This window comes from Phenylobacterium sp. (genome assembly GCF_041919955.1).
GTDB lineage: Bacteria > Pseudomonadota > Alphaproteobacteria > Caulobacterales > Caulobacteraceae > Phenylobacterium.
Genome location: NZ_JAYRSU010000028.1, coordinates 1 through 20464, shown reverse-complemented (window position 1 = coordinate 20464; position 20464 = coordinate 1). Strand labels below are relative to the sequence as shown.

Annotated in this window: 16 protein-coding genes and 2 pseudogenes; 14 read left to right on the top strand and 4 right to left on the bottom strand. The window is 68.5% G+C overall.

Annotation, left to right across the window (positions count from 1 at the left end; all coding sequences use genetic code 11):
• Positions 1-99: 99 nt before the first annotated feature.
• From ACE3T2_RS18725 to ACE3T2_RS18715, 3 genes are all read left to right on the top strand, one after another.
• Entirely contained in the window at positions 100-789 is a 690-nt protein-coding gene (locus ACE3T2_RS18725; RefSeq protein ID WP_374660140.1) for a hemerythrin domain-containing protein, read from the top strand.
• An 80-nt stretch (positions 790-869) separates the two neighbouring features.
• Positions 870-1730 carry a dienelactone hydrolase family protein gene (locus ACE3T2_RS18720; protein WP_374660138.1) on the top strand — a complete coding sequence of 287 codons (861 nt, stop codon included), beginning with the start codon at positions 870-872 and terminating at the stop codon, positions 1728-1730.
• A gap of 110 nt (positions 1731-1840) precedes the next feature.
• The gene (locus ACE3T2_RS18715) at positions 1841-2506 is read left to right on the top strand and encodes a PEP-CTERM sorting domain-containing protein (RefSeq protein ID WP_374660136.1); all 666 of its coding nucleotides are present in this window, start codon (positions 1841-1843) and stop codon (positions 2504-2506) included.
• Between the two features lie 279 nt (positions 2507-2785).
• Here ACE3T2_RS18715 and ACE3T2_RS18710 read toward each other — a convergent pair whose 3' ends face one another.
• Together ACE3T2_RS18710 and ACE3T2_RS18705 are read right to left on the bottom strand one after the other, a co-directional pair.
• On the bottom strand, positions 2786-5869 hold the full coding sequence (locus tag ACE3T2_RS18710; RefSeq protein WP_374660135.1) for a TonB-dependent receptor domain-containing protein: 3084 nt from the start codon (positions 5867-5869) through the stop codon (positions 2786-2788).
• A 237-nt stretch (positions 5870-6106) separates the two neighbouring features.
• Complete coding sequence (locus tag ACE3T2_RS18705) at positions 6107-6445, bottom strand: ArsR/SmtB family transcription factor (protein WP_374660133.1); 339 nt, start codon at positions 6443-6445, stop codon at positions 6107-6109.
• Positions 6446-6552: 107 nt separating this feature from the next.
• On the opposite strand from ACE3T2_RS18705, the gene ACE3T2_RS18700 reads away from it, so the two are divergent.
• The 6 genes and pseudogenes from ACE3T2_RS18700 to ACE3T2_RS18675 all read left to right on the top strand — a co-directional run bounded on the left by ACE3T2_RS18700 (position 6553) and on the right by ACE3T2_RS18675 (position 12100).
• On the top strand, positions 6553-8676 hold the full coding sequence (locus tag ACE3T2_RS18700; RefSeq protein WP_374660131.1) for a winged helix-turn-helix domain-containing protein: 2124 nt from the start codon (positions 6553-6555) through the stop codon (positions 8674-8676).
• The gene (locus ACE3T2_RS18695) at positions 8673-9200 is read left to right on the top strand and encodes a GNAT family N-acetyltransferase (protein ID WP_374660129.1); all 528 of its coding nucleotides are present in this window, start codon (positions 8673-8675) and stop codon (positions 9198-9200) included. Before ACE3T2_RS18700 ends, ACE3T2_RS18695 begins: the two co-directional genes overlap by 4 nt.
• A 146-nt stretch (positions 9201-9346) precedes the next feature.
• The gene (locus ACE3T2_RS18690; protein WP_374660127.1) at positions 9347-9958 is read left to right on the top strand and encodes a PEPxxWA-CTERM sorting domain-containing protein; all 612 of its coding nucleotides are present in this window, start codon (positions 9347-9349) and stop codon (positions 9956-9958) included.
• A 900-nt stretch (positions 9959-10858) separates the two neighbouring features.
• Positions 10859-10963: pseudogene (locus ACE3T2_RS18685) on the top strand (PEPxxWA-CTERM sorting domain-containing protein); the annotation flags it as partial.
• A gap of 133 nt (positions 10964-11096) precedes the next feature.
• Positions 11097-11684, top strand: coding sequence for a hypothetical protein (locus ACE3T2_RS18680; protein WP_374660125.1), 588 nt, complete (start codon positions 11097-11099; stop codon positions 11682-11684).
• Positions 11684-12100: an META domain-containing protein gene (locus tag ACE3T2_RS18675; RefSeq protein WP_374660123.1), complete on the top strand. Its 417-nt coding sequence runs from the start codon at positions 11684-11686 to the stop codon at positions 12098-12100. The genes ACE3T2_RS18680 and ACE3T2_RS18675 overlap by 1 nt, the downstream gene beginning before the upstream one ends.
• Here the strand turns inward: ACE3T2_RS18675 and ACE3T2_RS18670 are convergent.
• Entirely contained in the window at positions 12097-12951 is an 855-nt protein-coding gene (locus ACE3T2_RS18670) for a LysR family transcriptional regulator (RefSeq protein ID WP_374660121.1), read from the bottom strand. The two genes, ACE3T2_RS18675 and ACE3T2_RS18670, sit on opposite strands and share 4 nt — an antisense overlap.
• Before the next feature lie 111 nt (positions 12952-13062).
• On the opposite strand from ACE3T2_RS18670, the gene ACE3T2_RS18665 reads away from it, so the two are divergent.
• The 5 genes from ACE3T2_RS18665 (at position 13063) to ACE3T2_RS18645 (ending at position 20374) form a co-directional block, all read left to right on the top strand.
• The gene (locus ACE3T2_RS18665; RefSeq protein ID WP_374660119.1) at positions 13063-14220 is read left to right on the top strand and encodes an isovaleryl-CoA dehydrogenase; all 1158 of its coding nucleotides are present in this window, start codon (positions 13063-13065) and stop codon (positions 14218-14220) included.
• Positions 14217-15809, top strand: coding sequence for a carboxyl transferase domain-containing protein (locus ACE3T2_RS18660; RefSeq protein WP_374660117.1), 1593 nt, complete (start codon positions 14217-14219; stop codon positions 15807-15809). The genes ACE3T2_RS18665 and ACE3T2_RS18660 overlap by 4 nt, the downstream gene beginning before the upstream one ends.
• Before the next feature lie 2 nt (positions 15810-15811).
• The gene (locus ACE3T2_RS18655; protein ID WP_374660115.1) at positions 15812-17698 is read left to right on the top strand and encodes a biotin carboxylase N-terminal domain-containing protein; all 1887 of its coding nucleotides are present in this window, start codon (positions 15812-15814) and stop codon (positions 17696-17698) included.
• A 54-nt stretch (positions 17699-17752) separates the two neighbouring features.
• Entirely contained in the window at positions 17753-18553 is an 801-nt protein-coding gene (locus ACE3T2_RS18650) for an aminoglycoside 3'-phosphotransferase (RefSeq protein ID WP_374660112.1), read from the top strand.
• Positions 18554-19033: 480 nt separating this feature from the next.
• Complete coding sequence (locus ACE3T2_RS18645; RefSeq protein WP_374660110.1) at positions 19034-20374, top strand: reverse transcriptase domain-containing protein; 1341 nt, start codon at positions 19034-19036, stop codon at positions 20372-20374.
• On the opposite strand, the pseudogene ACE3T2_RS18640 reads toward ACE3T2_RS18645, so the two are convergent.
• A pseudogene (locus ACE3T2_RS18640) lies at positions 20352-20464 on the bottom strand (IS5/IS1182 family transposase); the annotation flags it as partial. The gene ACE3T2_RS18645 and the pseudogene ACE3T2_RS18640 sit on opposite strands and share 23 nt — an antisense overlap.

Genomic DNA, 20464 nt, shown 5'->3' with positions numbered 1-20464 from the left:
GTGCGGTTAGGAAAGTCGGCGCGGCTTAGGAACCATTTAGGATGAGAACGCCGTTCGGCGGGTTTAGGAGGCCGGCCAATCGATTTGGAGACGCTTCCCATGACCACTTTCCTGACCGCCGCGGCCACGCGCCGCTGGGACATCTACGGCCCGGTCCACAAGGGCCTGCGCCTGGGCCACATGGACCTGATGGTCCGTCTCGGCCGCGCCGGGTTCGACGGACCCGAGGCCGAGCTGCTGGCCGACCTTGCCGCGCACCTGGCCCATGCGCGGCTGCACATCGCGCACGAGGAGAGCGTCATCCATCCGGCGCTGGAAGCGCGGGCGGCCGGCGCCTGCGCCGCGTTGGAGGCCCAGCACCAGCATCACCGCGACACGGTCGCGGCCCTGGCCGCCGCGATCGAGGCCGTGCAGGCCGCCGGGCCGCAGGAGCGGCCCGCGCTGGGACGGGCGCTTTACCTCGCCTTCAGCGCCTTCGTCGCCGAGGACCTGGAACACATGCGCCAGGAGGAGACGGCGACCTGGCCGCTGCTCTGCGCGCACTTCACGGACGAGGAACTGGCGGGACTGGAGATGTCGATCATCTCGACCCTGACGCCCGAGGAGAACATCGCCTTCATGCGCCTGATGCTGCCGGCGATGAGCGCGGCGGAGCGGGCGGGCCTGCTGGGCGGCATGAAGGCCGGGGCGCCGCCGGAAGCCTATGGCGCGGTCATCGAGCTGGCCGCGCGCGCGACCCTTTCGGCTGGCGACATGGCCGAACTCGAGCGGCTGGGCCTGGCCGCCTAGGCCTTGCGTCGAAACATGGCCGCAACAAATCCTGGCCTTCATGCGCTCCAGCGTGAGCGGGCGAGCAGGGAGATGCGGCCATGTGCGACGACGACATCCACCAGGGACTGATCGAGGACACGAGCCTTTCGCGCCGCACGTTCGGACTGATGGGGGCGGCCGTCGCGGGGCTGGCCGCCACCGCCGCCGGCGCGGCGACCTCGGTCGTCGAGAAGGACGTCGAGGTGAAGACGGCGGACGGCGTGGCCGATGCGGCGCTCTATCATCCGGAAGGCAAAGGATCATGGCCGGCGGTGGTGATCTGGACCGATGTCGTCGGCCTGCGCCCGGTGTTCCGCGAGATGGGCCGGCGGCTGGCTGCGTCCGGCTATGTGGTGCTGGTCCCCAATCCTTATTACCGGGTCAAGCGCGCGCCGGTCGTCGAGGGCGGCTTCAACTTCGCCAATCCCGACGACCGCGCCAAGCTGGCCCTGTTGCGCCCCGCGGTGACCGCGGACGGAACCGCGCGCGACGCGGCCGCCTTCATCACCTATCTCGACGGCCTGCCGCAGACCGACCGCAAGAAGAAGGTCGGAACCCAGGGCTACTGCATGGGCGGGCCGCTGGCCTTCTACACCGCAGGCGCGGTTCCGGGCCGGGTCGGGGCGGTGGCCAGCTTCCACGGCGGCGGGCTCTATACCGAAGCTGCCAACAGCCCGCACCTGACCCTGGCCAAGACCCACGCCGAGTACCTGGTCCTGATCGCCGACAACGACGACAAGAAAGAACCGGCGGTGAAGGACCAGCTGAAGGCCGCCTTCGCCGAGGCCAAGCGCCCGGCCAAGGTGGAGGTCTATGCGGCCGGCCACGGGTGGACCGTGAAAGGCGGCCAAGTCTACGACGAAGCCCTGGCGGAGAAGGCGTGGGCCGAGCTTCTGGCGCTCTACAAGCGCTCGCTCTGAGCAAGAATAATTGCGTTCGTCGAGTGGAGTTTCTTGACCATGGTTACCTGAGGGTTAAGGCTTTGCCCGAGCGCCGGTCGGCTCGGACCGGAGCACCTCAGGGGTCAAACATGTTCAGGATTCTCGCACCGGTCGCGCTGGCGGCCGCACTGGTTCTGCCGGCGGCCGCCCAGGCCGACACCTATACCTCGGCCAATTTCTCGGCTGGCGCGTTCGGCGGCGGCGCCAACGTCTCGGCGCCGTTCCTCGGCGTCGACATCTATCCCGGGGCCAGCTTCTCGGGGAACCTCGTCTTCGACAACGACCTGGTTCCGGCCGCGGGCTCGGGTTTCGTCAACGTCTTCTATTCCGACTTCCCGGACATCGGCGCCATTCCGGCGGGCGACGCCTTCACGCTGAACTTCGGCTCGAAGACCTTCACCCTTGCGGACGCCAATCCGGGTTCGGCCGCCATCCAGTACAACAACGGCAAGTTCAACGGCTTCTTCTACGTCTCGGACTTCCTGTGGAGCGGCGCCTGGTACCAGCTCAACATCCAGGGCGGCTCGCTCAGCGTCTACGCGCTGGACGGCCAGAAGAACCCGATCCTGGGGAAGAGCTACGTCAACGGCTACGTCAACATCGGCAACACCGGTCTGACGAACCAGCAGCCCTATGGTATCCCCTCGGCGGGCGTGCCCGAGCCGGGGACCTGGGCGATGATGCTGATCGGGTTCTTCGGCGCCGGCTTTGCGGTGCGCCGTGGACGCCGGGCCCTGGTCCTGGCTCGCGCCTGACCCTGATTTGAGACGAAGGCGGCCCGTCCCGCGACGGGAGGGGCCGCCAGGCGAGGTCGCGCCGCCCTAGACTGCGGCGCGACAGGCCGCCCGATTTCACCTTCCATCGCCGGCCACGACCGACGCCGACTTCGGTGAGGCGCGCCGCTTCGCGCGCCGGCCGCGGCCGGCCGAGCAACCGATCCCTGGGGCGAGGGGTGGGGAGGGGCGGCGGGGGCCAAAAAGCGTCGCCCCTCCCCGTGACAGGGCTCCGGACGGGCCGGAGCCCTGCGGGTCGGCCTAGAACCGCAGGTTCAGCTGGGTGAAGACCCGCCGTCCGATCACGTCGTAGAGCGAGGGCTCGGTGCCGGACTGGACGTTGGGCTGGTAGACCGGCGGCTGCTTGTCGAAGGCGTTGTTGACGCCCACGCGCAGGGTGACGTTGTCGGTGATGTCCCAGGCGCCGGCGAAGTCCCAGTACCAGACCTTGGGCACGCCCACGAACGAGGTCTCGCCCGGGAACTGCACCGAGGCGCGGTTCTTCATGGCGTCGATGAACCGGGCGCGGGCGTTGAGGGTCACCGGACCGACCCGCCAGGCGGTGTTCCAGTTGACCTTCCACTTCGGGTTGGAGACCCCGAAGTTGGTGCCGAGCGCCTCACCGAAATAGGTCACGGTCCCGGCGAAATCGAGGGTCGGGGCGCCGACCTCGCCATTGTACTGCTCGAAGGTCGAGATGTGGTTGACCAGGAGATTTGTGGTCACGCTGCCCCACTCGGCCGGCGCGCCCAGCCATTCGAGGTCGAAGCCCCAGTCGACCTGGATGTCGAAGCCGGTGGTCTTGATGTGGCCGTCGTTGCGGCCGGTGAAGGCCTCGTCCGCGGCGGCCGGATTGACCAGGCCCAGGATGTCGCCGCCGGCGCGCGAGATGGTCTGGCAGGCCGGATGGGTGACAGAGTAGTTCGGGTTGGTCCCATAGTAGTTGTAGCAGGAGGCGATCACCTGGTTGACGCCCATGCCCAGGATCGCCTCCTTCACCTCGATCGAATACCAGTCGAACGAGCCGCGCAGGCGCGAGAGCCACTGATTGTCCCAGGGCGAGGAGGCGGTGGCGCCCAGGGTGATGGTGCTGCCCGTCTCCGGCTTGAGGTTGGGGTTGCCGTTGATGTCGATGCTGACCTGGGTGCCCGGGGTCTGGACGTAGGTGTTGATCGCCGAGGCCGCGAGGTTGGTGGCGATGCAGAGGTTCGCCAGCTTGGCGCCGGCGACGGCGCGGGCGTTGGAGGTCACCGAGCAGGGGTCGAAGTACTGGGGCGCCGAGCCGGTGCCGGCGAACAGCTCGCCGAAGTTGGGCGCGCGGACCGAGCGCTGGTACGAGGCGCGCAGGCGCAGGAAGTCCACCGGCTGCCAGTTCAGCTCGACCTTGTAGGCGTTGGAGGAGACCTCGTCGCCTTCGATCCCGGTCAGCTTGTCGGCGAACTCGCTGGTCGAGCGACGGTAGCCCAGGTTGAGCTCCAGGGACTTGGCCAGCGGCGCTTCCTTGAGCAGCGGCAGCAGGGAGTCGGCGAAGATGTCCTTGAAGCTGTTGGTGCCGCTGGCCGGATCCTGGGCGTTGAAGCCCGATACTGCGCCGCCGGCCGCGCCCGGGTCGAAGTCGAACTCGAAGCCGCGGTATTCGGCGCCCAGCACCACCGACAGCGGGCCGGCCGGGAGCTGGAAGGCTTCGCCCGTGATATAGGCCTGGCCGATGTCCTGGACCATCCGGGTGCGGATGGTGGTCTGCAGCTCCAGCAGTGCCGCGCAGGCCGCCGAGATCGGGTTGCGGCCGAAGGGGTTGTAGCCGCCGGCGCACATGCCGCGGCCCCCGTTCGGATTCTCCAGCATCTCCTGCAGCTTCTGGGTGTCGATATTGCCCGACTGCGTCTGGGTGATGGTGGTGATCCCCTCCGAGACATAGGCTTCCCACCGCCAGCTGGTGTCGCCGATCGGGCCGCGGGCGCCGCCCAGGTACTGGACGACGCTGTTCTCGAAGTCGGATTGGCGCAGGCCGGTGACCAGGATGCGCGAGCGCATGCGGAAGGGCTCGGTCGCGCCCGATCCGACCAGGGCCGGGTCGTCGCCCGTCCGCGAGTTCAGGATCGCGCGCAGGTCGGCGGGGAGGAACGGGTTGGTGACGGGCACCACCAGCTGCGAGGCCACCGAGGCGCCGCGCGAGATGAGGGCGGAGCTGTACTCGTTGACGTCGTTCTCGCCCGGCGGACGGCCGGTGATGGTCGAGACCGGCGAGGGGGCGAGCGCGCTGGTCGACTGGTAGCGGGTCCAGCCGACCTGGGCGAAGATCTCGATCCCGTTCTCCAGCTCGTAGTTGATCTTGCCGGTGAACGAGGTGCGGTCGAGCGGCATGGACAGGATGTTCACCGCGTCGAAATTGTAGCTGTAGACGTCGGGGAACAGGGTGGTGTTCACGGCCAGGTCCACGGGATAGCGGAAGTTCTGGACGTTGAAGGGGCTGTTGAAGATGCCCCGGTAGAACAGCGTGCCGTCGGTGTTGAAGCCCAGCGTGCCGGAGCCGATGGCGACCTTGCCGGGGGCTACGCCGTAGCCGGCGAAGACGGTGTCGATCGAGGCCTGGGTGGGGGCGTTGGCGCCGGCCCAGAACACCGTGCCTTCCGGCAGGAACGAGGTGGTGGCTGTGGCGACCGAGGCGAAGGCCCGCTGACTCTTGATCAGCTGCTGGCGCACCGCGCGGTCGAAGGCCAGCACGCCGTTGCCGCGGCCTTCGGCGAAGTTGCCGCCCAGCACGCCCGAGACCGACCACTCCTTGGCGTCCCAGTGCTCGGTCGAGTTCGAGTAGTTGGCGCGCAGGTCCAGCCCCTCGAAGTTGCGCTTCAGCTTGATGTTCACCGCCCCGGCGATGGCGTCGGCGCCGTAGGCCGCCCCGGCGCCGCCGGTGATCACCTCGACGCTCTCGATCAGGGCCGCGGGGATGGTGTTGAGGTCGACGGTCAGGGTGTTGGCCGAGACCATCGGGCGGCGGCCGTCGACCAGCACGACGTTGCGGTTGGAGCCCATGCCCCGCAGGTCGATGTTGGACTGGCCGCCGTTGCCGGGGTTGTTCGAGGTGGTGGTGCCCGAGGGGGCGACCTGCGGCAGGGTGTTCAGATAGGTGTCGAGCGTGATGTCGGCGTTGTCGACCAGCTTCTCGCCGGCGACGGTGGTGACCGGGCTGTTGGCGACATAGTCCTGGCGCACGATGCGCGAGCCGGTGACCACGACCTCCTGGACTTCCCCGGCCTGCTGGGCCTGGGCGGTGGTGGCGAGGCCGACAAGGCCGGTAAGCACAGACGTGGCGAGCAGACGCCCGCGTACATGGCGACGGATCATTTCATCCCCCAATGACATGACAGTGTCGAGCGCGACGGCGTCGGCCTGTCGATTTGCGTTTTACTTTTGAGAGCGCAGTTCATCCCGGCGCAAAGCGCGCAAAGGTCCGTTCGACGCCAAGACTAGGCGGCGGCGAATTCTGGCGAGGCGTTGGCGGGACGATCTTGTTACATTTGCAACATGAGATATGTTTCGAACTAGGGCGGCTTGCGCCGGACGCAGGCGTGCGAGGGGAGTTCAGGCGACATCCAGCCATCCCCTCGGATGCTCGGACGACATCGCCGCCTCGCGGGAGATCTGGCCGAGATAGATGCGCAGGCGCTCCAGGCCCTCGGGGCGCACGGAGTAGATGTTCAGCGAGCCGACGCGCCGGCAGGTGACGAGGCCCGCATCGAGAAGGACCCTCAGATGGCGCGAGATCGCCGCGCGGACCACCGGGAAGCGGCTCGCCAGCTTGTTCACGCTGAGCGGGCGCATGGCCAGCTGCACGATGATCTTGTGGCGCACCGGATCGGCGATGGCGCTGAGCAGCGACTGTTCGACGTCGTCGGGCGAGCGGGGCATGCGCGGATACATCAGGCGGTCTCCCAAGGCGGCGCGGTCGCCGCAGGAGAGGAGGCTGGCCCCGCGGCCGCGCCGCGGCTTGGAGCCAGATCGGATTTTTGCCCGATGGGAGCCCGATGATGGCTGACGACGGGAACCTGAAACCCGCAGAACTCGCGCCCCAGCGGCGCCTGGACCTGGCTAACGAGCACGACTTTCAGCTCGGCGCCTTCCGGGTGCGGCCGGCCTATCGCGAGGTGCGGCGGGGCGACGTGATCGACATCCTCGAGCCGCGGGTCATGCAGGTGCTGGCGGCGCTGGCGCGGCGCATGGGGGCGGTAGTGTCGCGCGACGAGCTGCTGCGCGAATGCTGGGGCGACGTCTCGGTGACGGACGATTCCCTGCACCGCTGCATCGGGCGGCTGCGCAAGCTGGCCGAGAGCGACGGCGGCGCCTCGTTCGCGATCGAGACGGTGCCGCGGGTCGGCTACCGGCTGGTTCCGGCCCAGCCCGCCGCCGAGCCGAAGGCGGAAGACGGACAGGCGCCGGCCGAGCGACGGATCGGCCATGCGCCGCTGCTGATGCTGCTCATGGCCGTGGTGGTGGTCGCGGGCCTGGCGCTGTGGTGGCGGCTGGCCGACCAGCCCGAGGCCTGGCGAGTGGCCAGCTATGAGAGCCTGATCGACAGCCGGCGGACCGAGACCCTGCCCGCCCTGTCGGCGTCCGGGCGGCAGATCGCCTACGCCCTGGGGACCGAGGGGGACAGCCGAGACGTGATGGTCCGCAATATCCGCGACGGATCGATCGCGGCGCTGTCCGAAGGGCCGGAGGACGACACCGCTCCGGCCTGGTCGCCGGGCGGCGACCGCGTCGCCTTCGTGCGGGTGCGGGCCGGCGCGCCCTGCGAGATCCTGGTCAAGACCCTGCCGGCCGGGCCGGTGCGCAGCCTGGCGCGATGCCAGGGCGAGGAGGCCGCGCGGCTGATCTGGTCACCGGACGGGACGAAGCTGTTCTTCAGCGAGCGGGCGGGCCGCCGCGAGCCGCGGATCATCAAGGTGGTGGCCGCGGACGGCGGGCCGGTGAGGGCGCTGACCGCCCCGCCCGCGATCAGTCGCGGCGACATGGAACTGGCGGTGTCGCCCGACGGCAAGCAGCTGGCCTTCACCCGCTGGCTCAACATCGGGGTCTCGGACATCTTCATCCAGGACCTGGACGGCGGGCCGCCGCGGCAGGTCACGCGCGACGGGGTGGAGGTGGCGGGCCTGGCCTGGTCGGAGACCGGCCGCACGCTGTTCTATTCCTCCAACCGCAGCGGCGACTTCGCGCTGTGGTCGATCCCGGCCGAGGGCGGGACCTCGACCCGCCTGGGGCCGGGCCTGCGCGAGGTGCGGCGGATGTCGAGCGCACCGGGCGGGCTGCTGGCCATGGAACTGGCCGACCTGCGGGCCAATCTCACGCGGATCGCGCCTGGCGGGGGCGAGGGCCAGGCCCTGACCGACTCGGCCGGCGTGCAGTGGGCCGGGGACTATTCGCGCGACGGGGCGCTGGCCTATGTGGCCGACACCCGCGGCGGACGTTCGGTCTGGCTCCAGCAGCCGGGCGAGGCGGCCCAGAAGATCACCTTCTTCGCGGTCAGCCACATGGACGACGTGCGCTGGTCGCCGGACGGGCGGCGGCTGGTCTTCGTGGCGGCGACCAAGGGGCGCTGGGCGCTCTACGAGATCGCCGCCAGCGGCGGGCGCCCCCGGGCGCTGCTGGCCGGCGCGTTCACCATCGAGTCGCCGTCGTGGGAAGCGGACGGGCGGCACGTGGTGTTCGTCTCGCGCCGCGACGGCGAGAACCGCATCTGGCGGATCGACGTGCAGCAGCCCGAGCGGTTGCAGGCGCTGAGCGGGCCGGGCTGGAAGGCGGCGAAGGCGACGGCGGCCGGCGTTCTGGCCATCAAGGACGGCGCGCCGGGGATCTGGCGCCTGGCGCCGGACGGGAGCGTGACACAGGTCGCCCCCTATCCCGCCGAAGCGCCCCACGCCTGGACGGTGCTGGGCGAGCGGCAATACTGGCTGGAGGTCCCGCGCCGCGGAACGCCGCAGGTGATGTCGGCGTCGATCCATGGCGGACCGGCCGAGGTCTTCGCCCAGGCGCCGCAGGCGGCCTGGTTCTCGGGCGTGGCGGTCGACCCGAGGGGCGGGAGCGTGGTCTATACCCGCATGATCGAATTCAACCAGGACATCGGGCTGATGACGCTGACGCGGAGCGGTTCGTGAGCGCGCCGGAACTGCGAGCGCTGCGAATGGCGGACATGGCCGCCGCCGCCGACCTGCAGGCGCTGGCCTATACCGAGCTCTATCATGAGCCGCAGGACATCCTGGCCAGCCGGGTGGCGGTGGCCGCGCCGTTCTGCTGGGGCGCCTTCGAGGGCGAGACCCTGCTGGCCTATATCCTCAGCCATCCCTGGCCGGCCGGCAGCCCTCCGGCGATCGGGATCGTGCTGCCGCCGCCGCCGCCGACCGACAACTGGTTCATCCACGACCTGGCGATCGGGCCGCAGGCGCGAGGCCTGGGGCTGGGCAGGGCGCTGGTCGCCGCCGCGGCCGGCGCGGCGCGCGACGCCGGTCTGGTTCGCGGCGATCTGGTCGCCGTGCAGGGGGCCTGGCGCTTCTGGGAGAAGTTCGGCTACGCGTCGCCGTCAGTGGTCCCTGAGGCCCTGAAAGCGAAGGTCGCAGGCTACGGCGCGGACGCCCGCTACATGGTTGTTGCGATTGATTCTCTTAAGCTTTTCGCGCCTTGAGCGAATGTAAACTCTTTCCCCCTCGGGTTGAGTTTAATTGCCCCCGGAATTTGGCACGACTATTGCTGTATTTCTCGGAATACGGCGGCGACGCCGATTTCTCACAATGCTCGGTCGCTCGGAACGGCCGTGAGAAGGAGTGGGGTATGAACAAGTTCTTTGGCGCCGTGTGCGCTGGCGCTGCGTTGTTCCTGTCGGCTGGCGCCGCCGACGCGGCCTCGGTGTGGCAATCGACCTTCCAGGGCGCGACCTTCACGCTGACCCAGAACAGCGCTACGAGCGTCACGTTCGACATCGCCGGCGTCAACGCTCTGACCGACAACTGGGCCGGCGCCCAGTATCTGGGCGCGTTCTCGTTCAAGGGCCTGGGCACCACCTCGGTGACGGCGACCCGCAGCGGCGTCGACACGGTCGGCCAGGCCGGCGGCCTGAATGCGGGCGGCTGCAACGGCAATGGCGCGGGCTTCGTCTGCTTCAACCTGTCGCCGAACGTCGCTACCGCGGGCAACACCAACCTGACCTTCAACCTGACCGCCACCAGCGGCGCGTTCGACTTCGTCGAGGCCGGTCCTCACCTGAAGATCCTGTGGTCGAACAACGCGACCAAGGACAACAAGGTCGGCGACCTGTACTCGCAGGACATCCCGGGCGTGCAGACCGGCGTGCCGGAACCGGCCACCTGGGCGATGATGATCACCGGCTTCGGCCTGGCCGGCGCGGCCATCCGCCGTCGCCGCGGGGCGCTCGCGGTCGCCTAAGGCGCCGCAGGAAGCACTTCGTTCAGCGTACTTCTTTACCGAACGTACGCTGGCTATCGACTAAGAAAGCCGTCCCGTCATGCGGGGCGGCTTTTCTTTTGCGTGCGCAGACAGGGCGGGGACCGCGCCATCAGCCTGAGGCGTCCATCCCGTGGGGGTTGGCACGCCGATTGCTCGGTTCCGGACATCAGCCTGGCGCCTGTGCCAGTTCGGACGAGTTTCACGGCCACTCGGAATGGCCCATTGAAGGAGTGGGGTATGAAGACGCGGTTTGTGGCGGCCCTGGCGGTCGCGGCGATGGCTCTGCCGGCGGCGGCGAATGCGGCGCTGGTCTACGACAACACGATCACGGCCTCGGGACAGGGCTTCGGCAACGCGCCGCGCCTGCTGACGATCCAGGGCGGCGGCTCGGGGTGCGTCAAGGTCGGCGGCACGGGCAGCAGCCTGGTCGGCGGCGCCGGCGCGTGCGACGGCACTTTGTACAACAACCTGGGCGGCCATGAAGCCAACCCGCTGACCGACAACCAGAAATTCGGCATCCCGACGATCGGCGACGTGGGTTGGGCGAGCGCGGCCGATGTCGGCCTGCTGTTCAACGCCGTCGAGCCGGGCAACGCCAACAAGAGCGGCATCAACGTCGACGACGTGACGCTGAAGTTCTACAGCGGGACCTCGCTGATCGCCCAGATCAACGGCAGCTACAAGTTCCCGACCACCGATCAGGGCAACGGCAGCGCCGGCCTGGTCTTCGTCGCCGATCAGGCCTCGCAGACCTACCTCAACCAGACGGTCTTCGGCCGCCAGGACTTCGCCAAGGTCCGCATCGCCCTCGAAGGTTCGCTCTCCAAGGCCGATGGCGGTCCCGACAGCTGGGCGGCCGTCAATCTGGAGCGCACGCCGACCGGCGCGGTGCCGGAACCGGCCACCTGGGCGATGATGATCACCGGCTTCGGCCTCGTCGGTACGATGGTGCGCCGGCGCCGTGGGAAGCTGGCCCTGGCCTGAACGTCTTCTCCCGCCTTCCGATAGAGCCGTCCGGGGCCGCCTGGGCGGCTTTTTCTTTTGCGTTTCAAAGGGAACTACGGCCGCGCTTGGCCATTCTACCGGAGAGGGAATACGGGCTCTTCGGGAGGACTTCATGCGAGTTCGAGTGATGGCGGCGGCGGCGATCGCCCTGGCCGCGACCGCGCCGGCGGCCGCGCAGGACCGGATGGCGCCCAATGCGCAGTTCTTTTCGGGCGCGAACTACACGGGCCGCAGCCTGACCGTGACGCGTGAGATGCCGATCTTCGCCGCCACCTGGGCGCCGCGCAGCGTGCGCATGGGCGGGGGCAGCTCGTGGGAGGTCTGCGAGCAGAGGTTCTTCCGCGGTCGCTGTACGGTCGTCACCGGCTCGTCTTCGAACCTGATGGCGCAACTGGGCGTGCGCGGCGTCGGGTCGGTGCGCCAGGCTAGCGGGGTTCCGACTCCGCTGCCCCAGCCGGTTCCCGACCGGCCGGGCGGCCAGTCGCTGAAGGGCATGGCCGCGGAGTTCTTCCCCGCCCCGGAATACGGCGGCCGGCGGATCGACGCCTGTCAGCGCGAGGGCGGCGGCGCGGCCTGCATCACCCGCGAGGCGGACAACTTCTGCAAGGCGGCGGGCTATGTCCGCGCCAAGAACGGCGCGGCCCAGACGGTGGGCGGACGCATCTATCTGGCCGACGTGCTGTGCTCGAAATGGCAGTGATGCGAAGCGCGACAATGGCGGGCGTACTGGCGCTGGCGGCCTGCGCCACCGCGCCGGCGCCGGCCCCGCCCGCGCACCCGGGCGGCGCGCCGCTGGTCGGTCCGGAATGGCGCCTGGAAGACCTGTTGGGCGGCGGGATCATCGACAACTCGCATGTGACCCTCACGCTGGCCCCCGATGGGACAGGCGGCGGGGCCGGCGGCTGCAACCGATACTTCACCAGCTGGAAGACCAAGGGCGACAAGCTGACCCTGGGCAAGGGCGGCTCGACCTTGATGGCCTGCGCCCCGGCGCTGATGAACCAGGAAGGCAAGTACCTGCGCGCCCTGGAGACCGCCCGCAGCTACAGCTTCACTCCCGACGGCGCGCTGGTGATCGCCACCGCCCAGGGTCCGCTGAAGTTCCGCAAGGACTAACTCCCCAGCACCTCGCGCGCGGCCTGAACGAAGCCGTCCGTGCGATGGCGGGCGGCCTCGTCGGCGTAGCAGAGGCCTAGTGTGCGGCGCGGCGTGAAGCCCTCCAGCGCCACGCGGGCGACGCCGGGGGCCTGGTAGCTGTCGGGCATGAGCGTCAGGCCCAGGCCCGCGGCGACCAGGGCCAGCACCTTGTCGTCGCCGGCGCCGCGATAGCTGAAGAACGGGCGCACCCCCCGGTCGGTGAAGTAGCGGCTGGTCTGGGCCAGGACCTCGCACTGGCGGCGCACCATCATGACCTCGTCGGCCAGATCCTCTCCGGCCACCGACCTGAAGCCGGCCAGGCGGTGGGATGCAGGCAGCGCCAGGCCGTAGCCCTCCTCGGCCAGCCGCTCGCTGGCGAAACGATCGGTCGACGGACCGACGATGGTGAGGGCGAGATCGGCCCGGCGGCGGTCGAGCAGGGCGGCGACCTCGCGCTCGGTCCCGTCGAGCAGTTCGATGCGCTCGCCGCCGCCGGCGCAGAGCGACAGCGCCTGGCCGACCAGGGCGGTCGGGATGGTCGAGAGCACCGCCACGCGCAGCAGCTCGCCGGGCGCCGCGCCCGACACCGAGGCCTGGGCCAGGTTGTACTCGTGCTCGATGCGGCGGGCGTGCACCAGGAAGCGGCTTCCGGCCTCGGTCAGGTGGACGCGGCGGTTGGTGCGGTCGAACAACCGGGCCTTCAGCTCGGCCTCCAGCTTGGCGATGCCGGCCGAAAGGGTGGGCTGGGCGACGTTCTCGCGCGTCGCCGCCCGGCTGAAGTTGCCGGTCTCCACGACCGCCAGGAAGTAGCGCAGCAGATAGCGGTCCATGATAGATGTCATCTATCATATGGATCATGGGCATTCAATTTTGTGGATTGTTCTTCGGGCGCTAGGTTTGCGAGGCTGACCCTTGATCAGCCCGCAGAAGGCAGCCCAGGAATGTCCGGTCCCAACTTCCAGTTCGGTCTCGGCGAGACCGCCGACGCGATCCGCGAGACCACCGCGCGGTTCGCCGCCGACAAGATCGCGCCGATCGCCGCCCAGGTCGACGCCAGCAACACCTTCCCACGCGAGCTGTGGCCGCAGATGGGCGAGCTCGGCCTGCACGGCATTACGGTCGAGGAGGAGTTCGGCGGTCTTGGCCTCGGCTATCTCGAGCACGTGGTGGCGATGGAGGAGGTCTCCCGCGCCTCGGCCTCGGTGGGCCTGTCCTACGGCGCGCACTCGAACCTCTGCGTCAACCAGATCCGCCGCTGGGGCAGCCCCGAGCAGAAGCGCCGCTATCTGCCCAAGCTGATCAGCGGCGAGCATGTCGGCTCGCTGGCCATGAGCGAGGTCGGTTCCGGCTCGGACGTCATCTCCATGAAGCTGCGGGCCGACCATCGCGGCGACCGCTACGTACTGAACGGCACGAAGTTCTGGATCACCAACGCGCCGCACGCCGACACCCTGGTGGTCTACGCCAAGACCTCGCCGGACGAGGGCAGCCGCGGGGTCAGCGCCTTCCTGGTCGAGAAGGGCACGCCGGGCTTCAGCGTCTCGCCCAAGCTGGACAAGATGGGCATGCGCGGGTCGGACACCGCCGAGCTGGTGTTCGAGGACTGCGAGATCCCGGAAGAGAACGTCATGGGCCCGCTGAACGGCGGGGCCGCCGTGCTGATGAGCGGCCTCGACTACGAGCGGGCGGTGCTGTCGGCGGGGCCGCTGGGCATCATGCAGGCCTGCCTGGACGTGGTGCTGCCCTATGTCCGCGAGCGCAAGCAGTTCGGAAAGCCGATCGGTTCATTCCAACTGATGCAGGGCAAGGTCGCCGACATGTACGTCGCGCTGAACTCGGCCCGGGCGTACGTCTATGCGGTGGCCAAGGCGTGCGACGCCGGGCTCACCACACGGTTCGACGCGGCCGGCGCGATCCTGCTGGCCTCGGAGAACGCGGTGAAGGTCAGCCTGGAGGCGGTGCAGGCCCTGGGCGGCGCTGGCTACACCAAAGAGTTCCCGGTCGAGCGGCTGGTGCGCGACGCCAAGCTCTACGACATCGGGGCGGGCACCAACGAGATCCGCCGGTTCCTGATCGGCCGGGAGCTGCTGGGCGCATGACCAGGCTTTCCACCGACATCGACAAGGCCGGCGCGGCCTTCCAGGCCAACGCGGTCCATAACCGCGCCCTGGCCGCCGAGCTGGCCGAACGCACCGCCAAGGCCGCCCTGGGCGGGCCAGAGGCCTCGCGTCAGCGGCACACGGCCCGCGGCAAGCTGCTGCCGCGCGAGCGGGTGGAGCGGCTGCTCGACCCCGGCTCGCCGTTCCTGGAGGTCGGCGCCCTTGCGGCGAACGGGCTCTATCACGACGAGGCGCCCGGCGCGGGCGTGATCACCGGCATCGGACGGGTCAGCGGCCGCGAGGTGATGATCGTCGCCAACGACGCGACGGTGAAGGGCGGGGCCTATTTCCCGATCACGGTGAAGAAGCACCTGCGCGCCCAGGAGATCGCCCAGCAGAACCGCCTGCCGTGCGTCTATCTGGTCGACAGCGGCGGGGCGAACCTTCCGCACCAGGCCGAGGTCTTCCCGGACCGCGACCATTTCGGCCGCATCTTCTTCAATCAGGCGCGAATGAGCGCGCAGGGCATTCCGCAGATCGCCTGCGTGATGGGCTCGTGCACGGCCGGCGGCGCCTATGTGCCGGCCATGAGCGACGAGACGGTGATCGTCCGCGGCCAGGGCACCATCTTCCTCGGCGGCCCGCCGCTGGTGAAGGCCGCGACCGGCGAAGTGATCAGCGCCGAGGAGCTGGGCGGCGCCGACACCCACGGCCGCCGCTCGGGCGTCGTCGACTACGTGGCCGAAGACGACGAGCACGCCCTGACCATCGTGCGCTCGATCGTCGCCAACCTGAACTCGACCAAGACCGTGGAGCAGGACGTGGCCGCTCCGCGCCAGCCCGCCTACGATCCGGACGAGCTCTACGGCATCGTGCCCACCGACGTGCGCGCGCCCTATGACGTGCGCGAGGTGATCGCCCGCATCGTCGACGGTTCGGACTTCGACGAGTTCAAGCCGCTCTACGGCACGACCCTGGTCTGCGGCTTCGCGCGTATCTGGGGCTACCCGGTGGCGATCCTGGCCAACAACGGTGTGCTGTTCTCGGAGAGCGCGCTGAAGGGCGCGCACTTCATCGAACTGGCCTGCAAGCGCAAGATCCCGCTGGTCTTCCTGCAGAACATCTCGGGCTTCATGGTCGGCGGCAAGTACGAAGCCGGCGGCATCGCCAAGGACGGCGCCAAGCTGGTGACGGCGGTCGCCAGCGCCGAAGTGCCGAAGTTCACCGTGCTGATCGGCGGCTCCTTCGGGGCCGGCAATTACGGCATGTGCGGGCGGGCCTATAGCCCCCGCTTCCTGTGGACCTGGCCCAACAGCCGCATTTCGGTGATGGGCGGCGAGCAGGCCGCGAGCGTGCTGGCCACCGTCCACCGCGACGCGGCCACATGGAGCGCCCAGGAGGAGGAGGCCTTCAAGGCCCCGGTCCGAGAGCGCTACGAGCACGAGGGCTCGCCCTACTTCGCCACCGCCCGCCTGTGGGACGACGGGGTCATCGACCCGACCCAGACCCGCGACGTGCTGGGCCTGTCCATCTCCGCCGCCCTCAACGCGCCGATCCCGGACACCCGGTTCGGCGTCTTCCGGATGTGACCATGATCAAGAGCATTCTGGTCGCCAATCGTGGCGAGATCGCCTGCCGCGTGTTCCGCACCGCCCAGGCCATGGGGATCGCCACCGTGGCGGTCTATTCCGAAGCCGACGCGGACGCTCCGCATGTGCGCATGGCCGACATCGCCGTGCCGATCGGCGCGGCGCCGGCGCGCGAGAGCTACCTCGTGGGCGAGAAGATCATCGACGCGGCCCTGGCGGCCGGCGCCGACGCCATCCACCCCGGCTACGGCTTCCTGTCGGAGAACGCGCAGTTCGCCGAAGCCGTCACGGCCGCCGGCCTCACCTGGATCGGCCCGCCGCCCGCCGCGATCCGCGCCATGGGCCTGAAGGACGCGGCCAAGTCGCTGATGGCCAATGCCGGCGTGCCGGTGACGCCGGGCTATCTGGGCGAGGACCAGAGCCCGGAGCGGCTGAAGGCCGAGGCCGACCGCATCGGCTATCCGGTGTTGATCAAGGCCGTGGCCGGCGGCGGCGGCAAGGGCATGCGCAAGGTCGAGCGGGCGGAGGATTTCGCCGCGGCGCTCACCTCCTGCCAGCGCGAGGCGGCCGCCGCGTTCGGCGATGACCGCGTGCTGCTGGAGACCTATGTCACCCGCCCCCGGCACATCGAGGTGCAGGTGTTCGGCGACGCGCACGGCAATGTCGTGCACCTGTACGAGCGGGACTGCTCGCTGCAGCGCCGCCACCAGAAGGTCATCGAGGAGGCTCCGGCCCCTGGCATGAGCGAGGCCGCGCGCGCCGCCGTGACCAGCGCGGCGGTGAAGGCGGCCCAGGCGGTCGGCTATGTCGGCGCCGGCACGGTCGAGTTCATCGCCGACGCCAGCGACGGGCTGAAGGGCGAGCGCATCTGGTTCATGGAAATGAACACCCGCCTGCAGGTCGAGCATCCGGTGACCGAGGCGGTGACCGGCGTCGACTTGGTGGAATGGCAGATCCGCGTCGCCTCGGGCGAGCCGCTGCCGCTGAAGCAGGACGAGATCACCCTCAGCGGCCACGCCCTGGAGGCGCGGCTCTATGCCGAGAACCCGGCCGGCGGCTTCCTGCCCTCGATCGGGGTGCTGGAGCACTTCAAGCTGCCCGAGGACCTGATCCGGGTCGACACCGGGGTGGAGGAGGGCGGCGAGGTCTCGCCGTTCTACGACCCGATGATCGCCAAGCTGATCGCCCATGCGCCGACCCGCGAGGGGGCGAGCGACCTGCTGGCCCAGGCGGCCAGCGAGGTCGAGGTCTGGCCGGTGAAGACCAACGCCGGCTTCCTGGCCCGCTGCCTGGACCATCCGGACTTCATCGCCGGCGACGTCGACACCGGCTTCATCGAGGCGCGTATCGAGGCCCTGGCAGCCACGCCAGCGCCCTCGGAACACGCCCTGGCCTCGGCCGCCATGGCCGTGACCCTGGACGAGGAGGGCGGCGCGCCCGAGCCCTGGACCCACCTGACGGGCTTTAGGCTGAACGCCCCGCCGCGCACGGCCATGAAGCTCTATCTGGACGGCGCGGCCCTGGACGCGCCGCTGGAGAGCGAGGACCTGCCCGGGGACGTGCTGCTGACCGACGAGGGCGAGATCGTGGTCTTCGACGCGGGCGAGACCTTCGTCCTGACCACCCGCCCGCCGGTCAGGGACGCGGCCCACGGCGGGGGCGGCGACGGGGCCGTCCGCGCGCCGATGCCGGGCAAGGTGGTGGCCGTCTCGGTCAGCGTCGGCGACAAGGTCGCGCGCGGCCAGGCCCTGCTGACCCTGGAAGCGATGAAGATGGAGCACGCCCTGACCGCGCCGTTCGACGGCGAGGTCGAATCCCTGGCCGTCAGCGTCGGCGACCAGGTCAGCGAGGGCACGACCCTGGCGCGGCTGACGGCGCCGGCGAGCTAGACTCTATACGCGCCCTCCACGCAGCCTCCACGTAGAGGTGGCACGAGGCTTCGGGTGTATGATGAAGCCGACCATGTGCGCGACTATGTGCGCCTGATGCTGGAGGCCGCCGGGCTCGACGGCGGCGTTCCGGTCGAGATGGTCGGCCATGGCCAGTCGGGCGACATCGTCGCCCTCACGCCCGAGGTCGCGGTGAAGTTCGCGCCGGGCGACATGCCGGGCAATGTCGCGCTGCTGGCGCGCGAGATCGAGGTCGCGCGCTGGCTGGACGGCCGCGTCCCGGTCGCGCGCCCGATCTGGACCGGACCGTTCGACGAGGGCCTCTTGATGGTGGCCGAGCGGGCGGCGGGCGCGGCGGTCTCGCACCTGCCGGAGGGCCAGGTCCGCGCGGGCCTCGTGGCGACGGTGGAGGCGATGGCGCATCTGCACGGCCTCGATCCCGCCGGCTGCCCGTTCGACATGAGCCTGGCGGCCAAGTTCGCCCTGGCGGAGCGCAATGTCGCCAAAGGCCTGGTGGATGAGGACGATTTCGACGACGAGCGCGCCGGCTGGACCGCCCGCCAGGCCCTGGACGCGGCGCTGGCCGCGCGCCCGGCGGTGGAGCGTCTGGCCCTCACCCACGGCGACGCCAGCCTGCCGAACTTCGTCTGGACGCCGGGGCGCAGCCCGGTCCTGGTCGACCTCGGCCGCTTCGGCCTGGCCGACCCCTGGCAGGACCTCGCCCTCTTCCTGCGCTCGGCGAAGTTCAACTATCCCGATATCGACGCCGCCGCGATCCTGCGCGAGGTCTATCCTCTGGAGGCGGTGGACGAGGCGGCCTGCGCCTTCTACCGGCTGATGGACGAGTTCTTCTGAGGGGGCGAGCCTCGACGAACATTACTCAGTCATTAACAATCGCTTTGCTCGTTGCGAATCAGTCTAATGATCCGAACAGGTCCGGGTTGTTTCTAACGCTCAGGGCCTCTGTCGCCTCGTTTCACCCTCGTCCCAATGGTCCCCGTATGGGTTGCCCGTGGGCGCGGACACCGGTTCCGATCACGCATCGCATGGTGCGCCTGGATCGGGATCGCACTGGAATGGAGGATGCGGGTTGCTCGACGAGCTAAACCGGGATCGGGCTATCAGCTTAAGTGACGGGGGGTCGGGGGGCGAGGAGGCTTTTCGCGCCGAGATTGCGCACCGTTCACGATTTGTTCTCCGCCTCCGGGCGGGGGCGCGGGTTGCAATCGCGGGGTTTCTCGCCACAATCCTAGTGGCGGGAGCGACGGTTGATGTGACCTCAGAGCGAACTGAGGTGTCGCGGATAGATCGTCGCCTCGTTTCACCCTCGTCCCAATGGTCCCCGTATGGGTTGCCCGTGGGCGCGGACACCGGTTCCGATCACGCATCGCATGGTGCGCCTGGATCGGGATCGCACTGCCAAACAGTCCCCAAGGAGCTCAACCCGGAACCTTGGGGAGGATTGGTGTGAGGCGACTACCAAGCAGTCTCTCCGTCGAGGCCCTCAAGTGGGTTTGGCATGATAGCCGTGATGGTGCACCCTCAACTGCCGGGGCCCCTGGCGTTGATGGCGTTAGCGCTATGGCCTTCTCGTCGTCCCTTGCAGATCATGTCGCGAATATTCGGAGTTCGATTAGGTCTGATACCTATCGCTTCAGCCCGCTGCGGTCTGCGCGGGTTCTGAAGGCTTCGGGCGGGCATCGCATAATAGCGATCCCGACCGTTCGGGACCGTCTGCTTCAGCGGGCTCTACTGCGTCACTTGGAGGCCGATCCGCGCTTCGTTGCGACCTCCGAAGTTAGCTATGGTTTTACGAAAGGGCGAACGCTCGCTGACGCTCAACGACGGGCACTTTTCCTTCGCGAACAGCGCCCGTGGATGTTGCAGGCGGACATCATCCGGTTTTTCGACCGAATTGAACGACCACTCATGAAGGCGCTCGTTCGGCGACGCGTCTCCCGAAAGCTAATCGCTGATTTGATGAGCGCAGCTATTGATTGTGAATTGGAGACGGCGGGGGAAGGCGCAGACGGATCGGAGACTGCAATTCAGCCCGGACGGGGGCTTCGGCAGGGCATGCCCATTTCGCCGGTGCTTTCCAATTTGTTGCTCAAGAAATTTGACGATGCTCTAGCAGTGCGCGGTTTTTCGGCAATCCGCTATGCTGATGACATAGCAATATTTGGAGAGAGCGAGCGCGAGTGCTTGGATGGGCTCGATTTCGTTCGCCAAAATCTTGCAAGGTTATCGTTGGATTTGCCGGATCTTGCCGTGGACGGGAAGACGACACTTCGTAATCCATCGGAAAGCGCGGTGTTTCTAGGTGTTGAGATCGCACCTTTTGGGAAAGGTGCTTATCAGCTCCGTGCTCCGACGAAGAAGTTAAATGATATAGAGGCGGCGATGTCAAATATCGCTTCTCTCGAAAAATGTACCAAGCAAAAGAAGAATTTGACGCAAGTTGCTCGATCTTTAGATTCTTTTGTTGTGGGACACGCTGCTTCGATGATGGTCCTGGAGGATGGTGGTGAATTTCGATCTCGGATCGAAATTTTAAAGCAGCGTCAGCTTCGACGGCTTCTCGAAGAACTCATCGGGAAAAATGCGGTGAAAAAATTGAGTGATATCCAACTGGCCTTCCTAGGCTCAGGACTCATAGCCAGAAGAGCACGGTAGCGGCGAGGGCGATGGCGGACAGGAAGACGGTCGGGCATCGATCGTAGCGGGTGGCGACGCGACGCCAGTCCTTGAGCCGGCCGAACATGA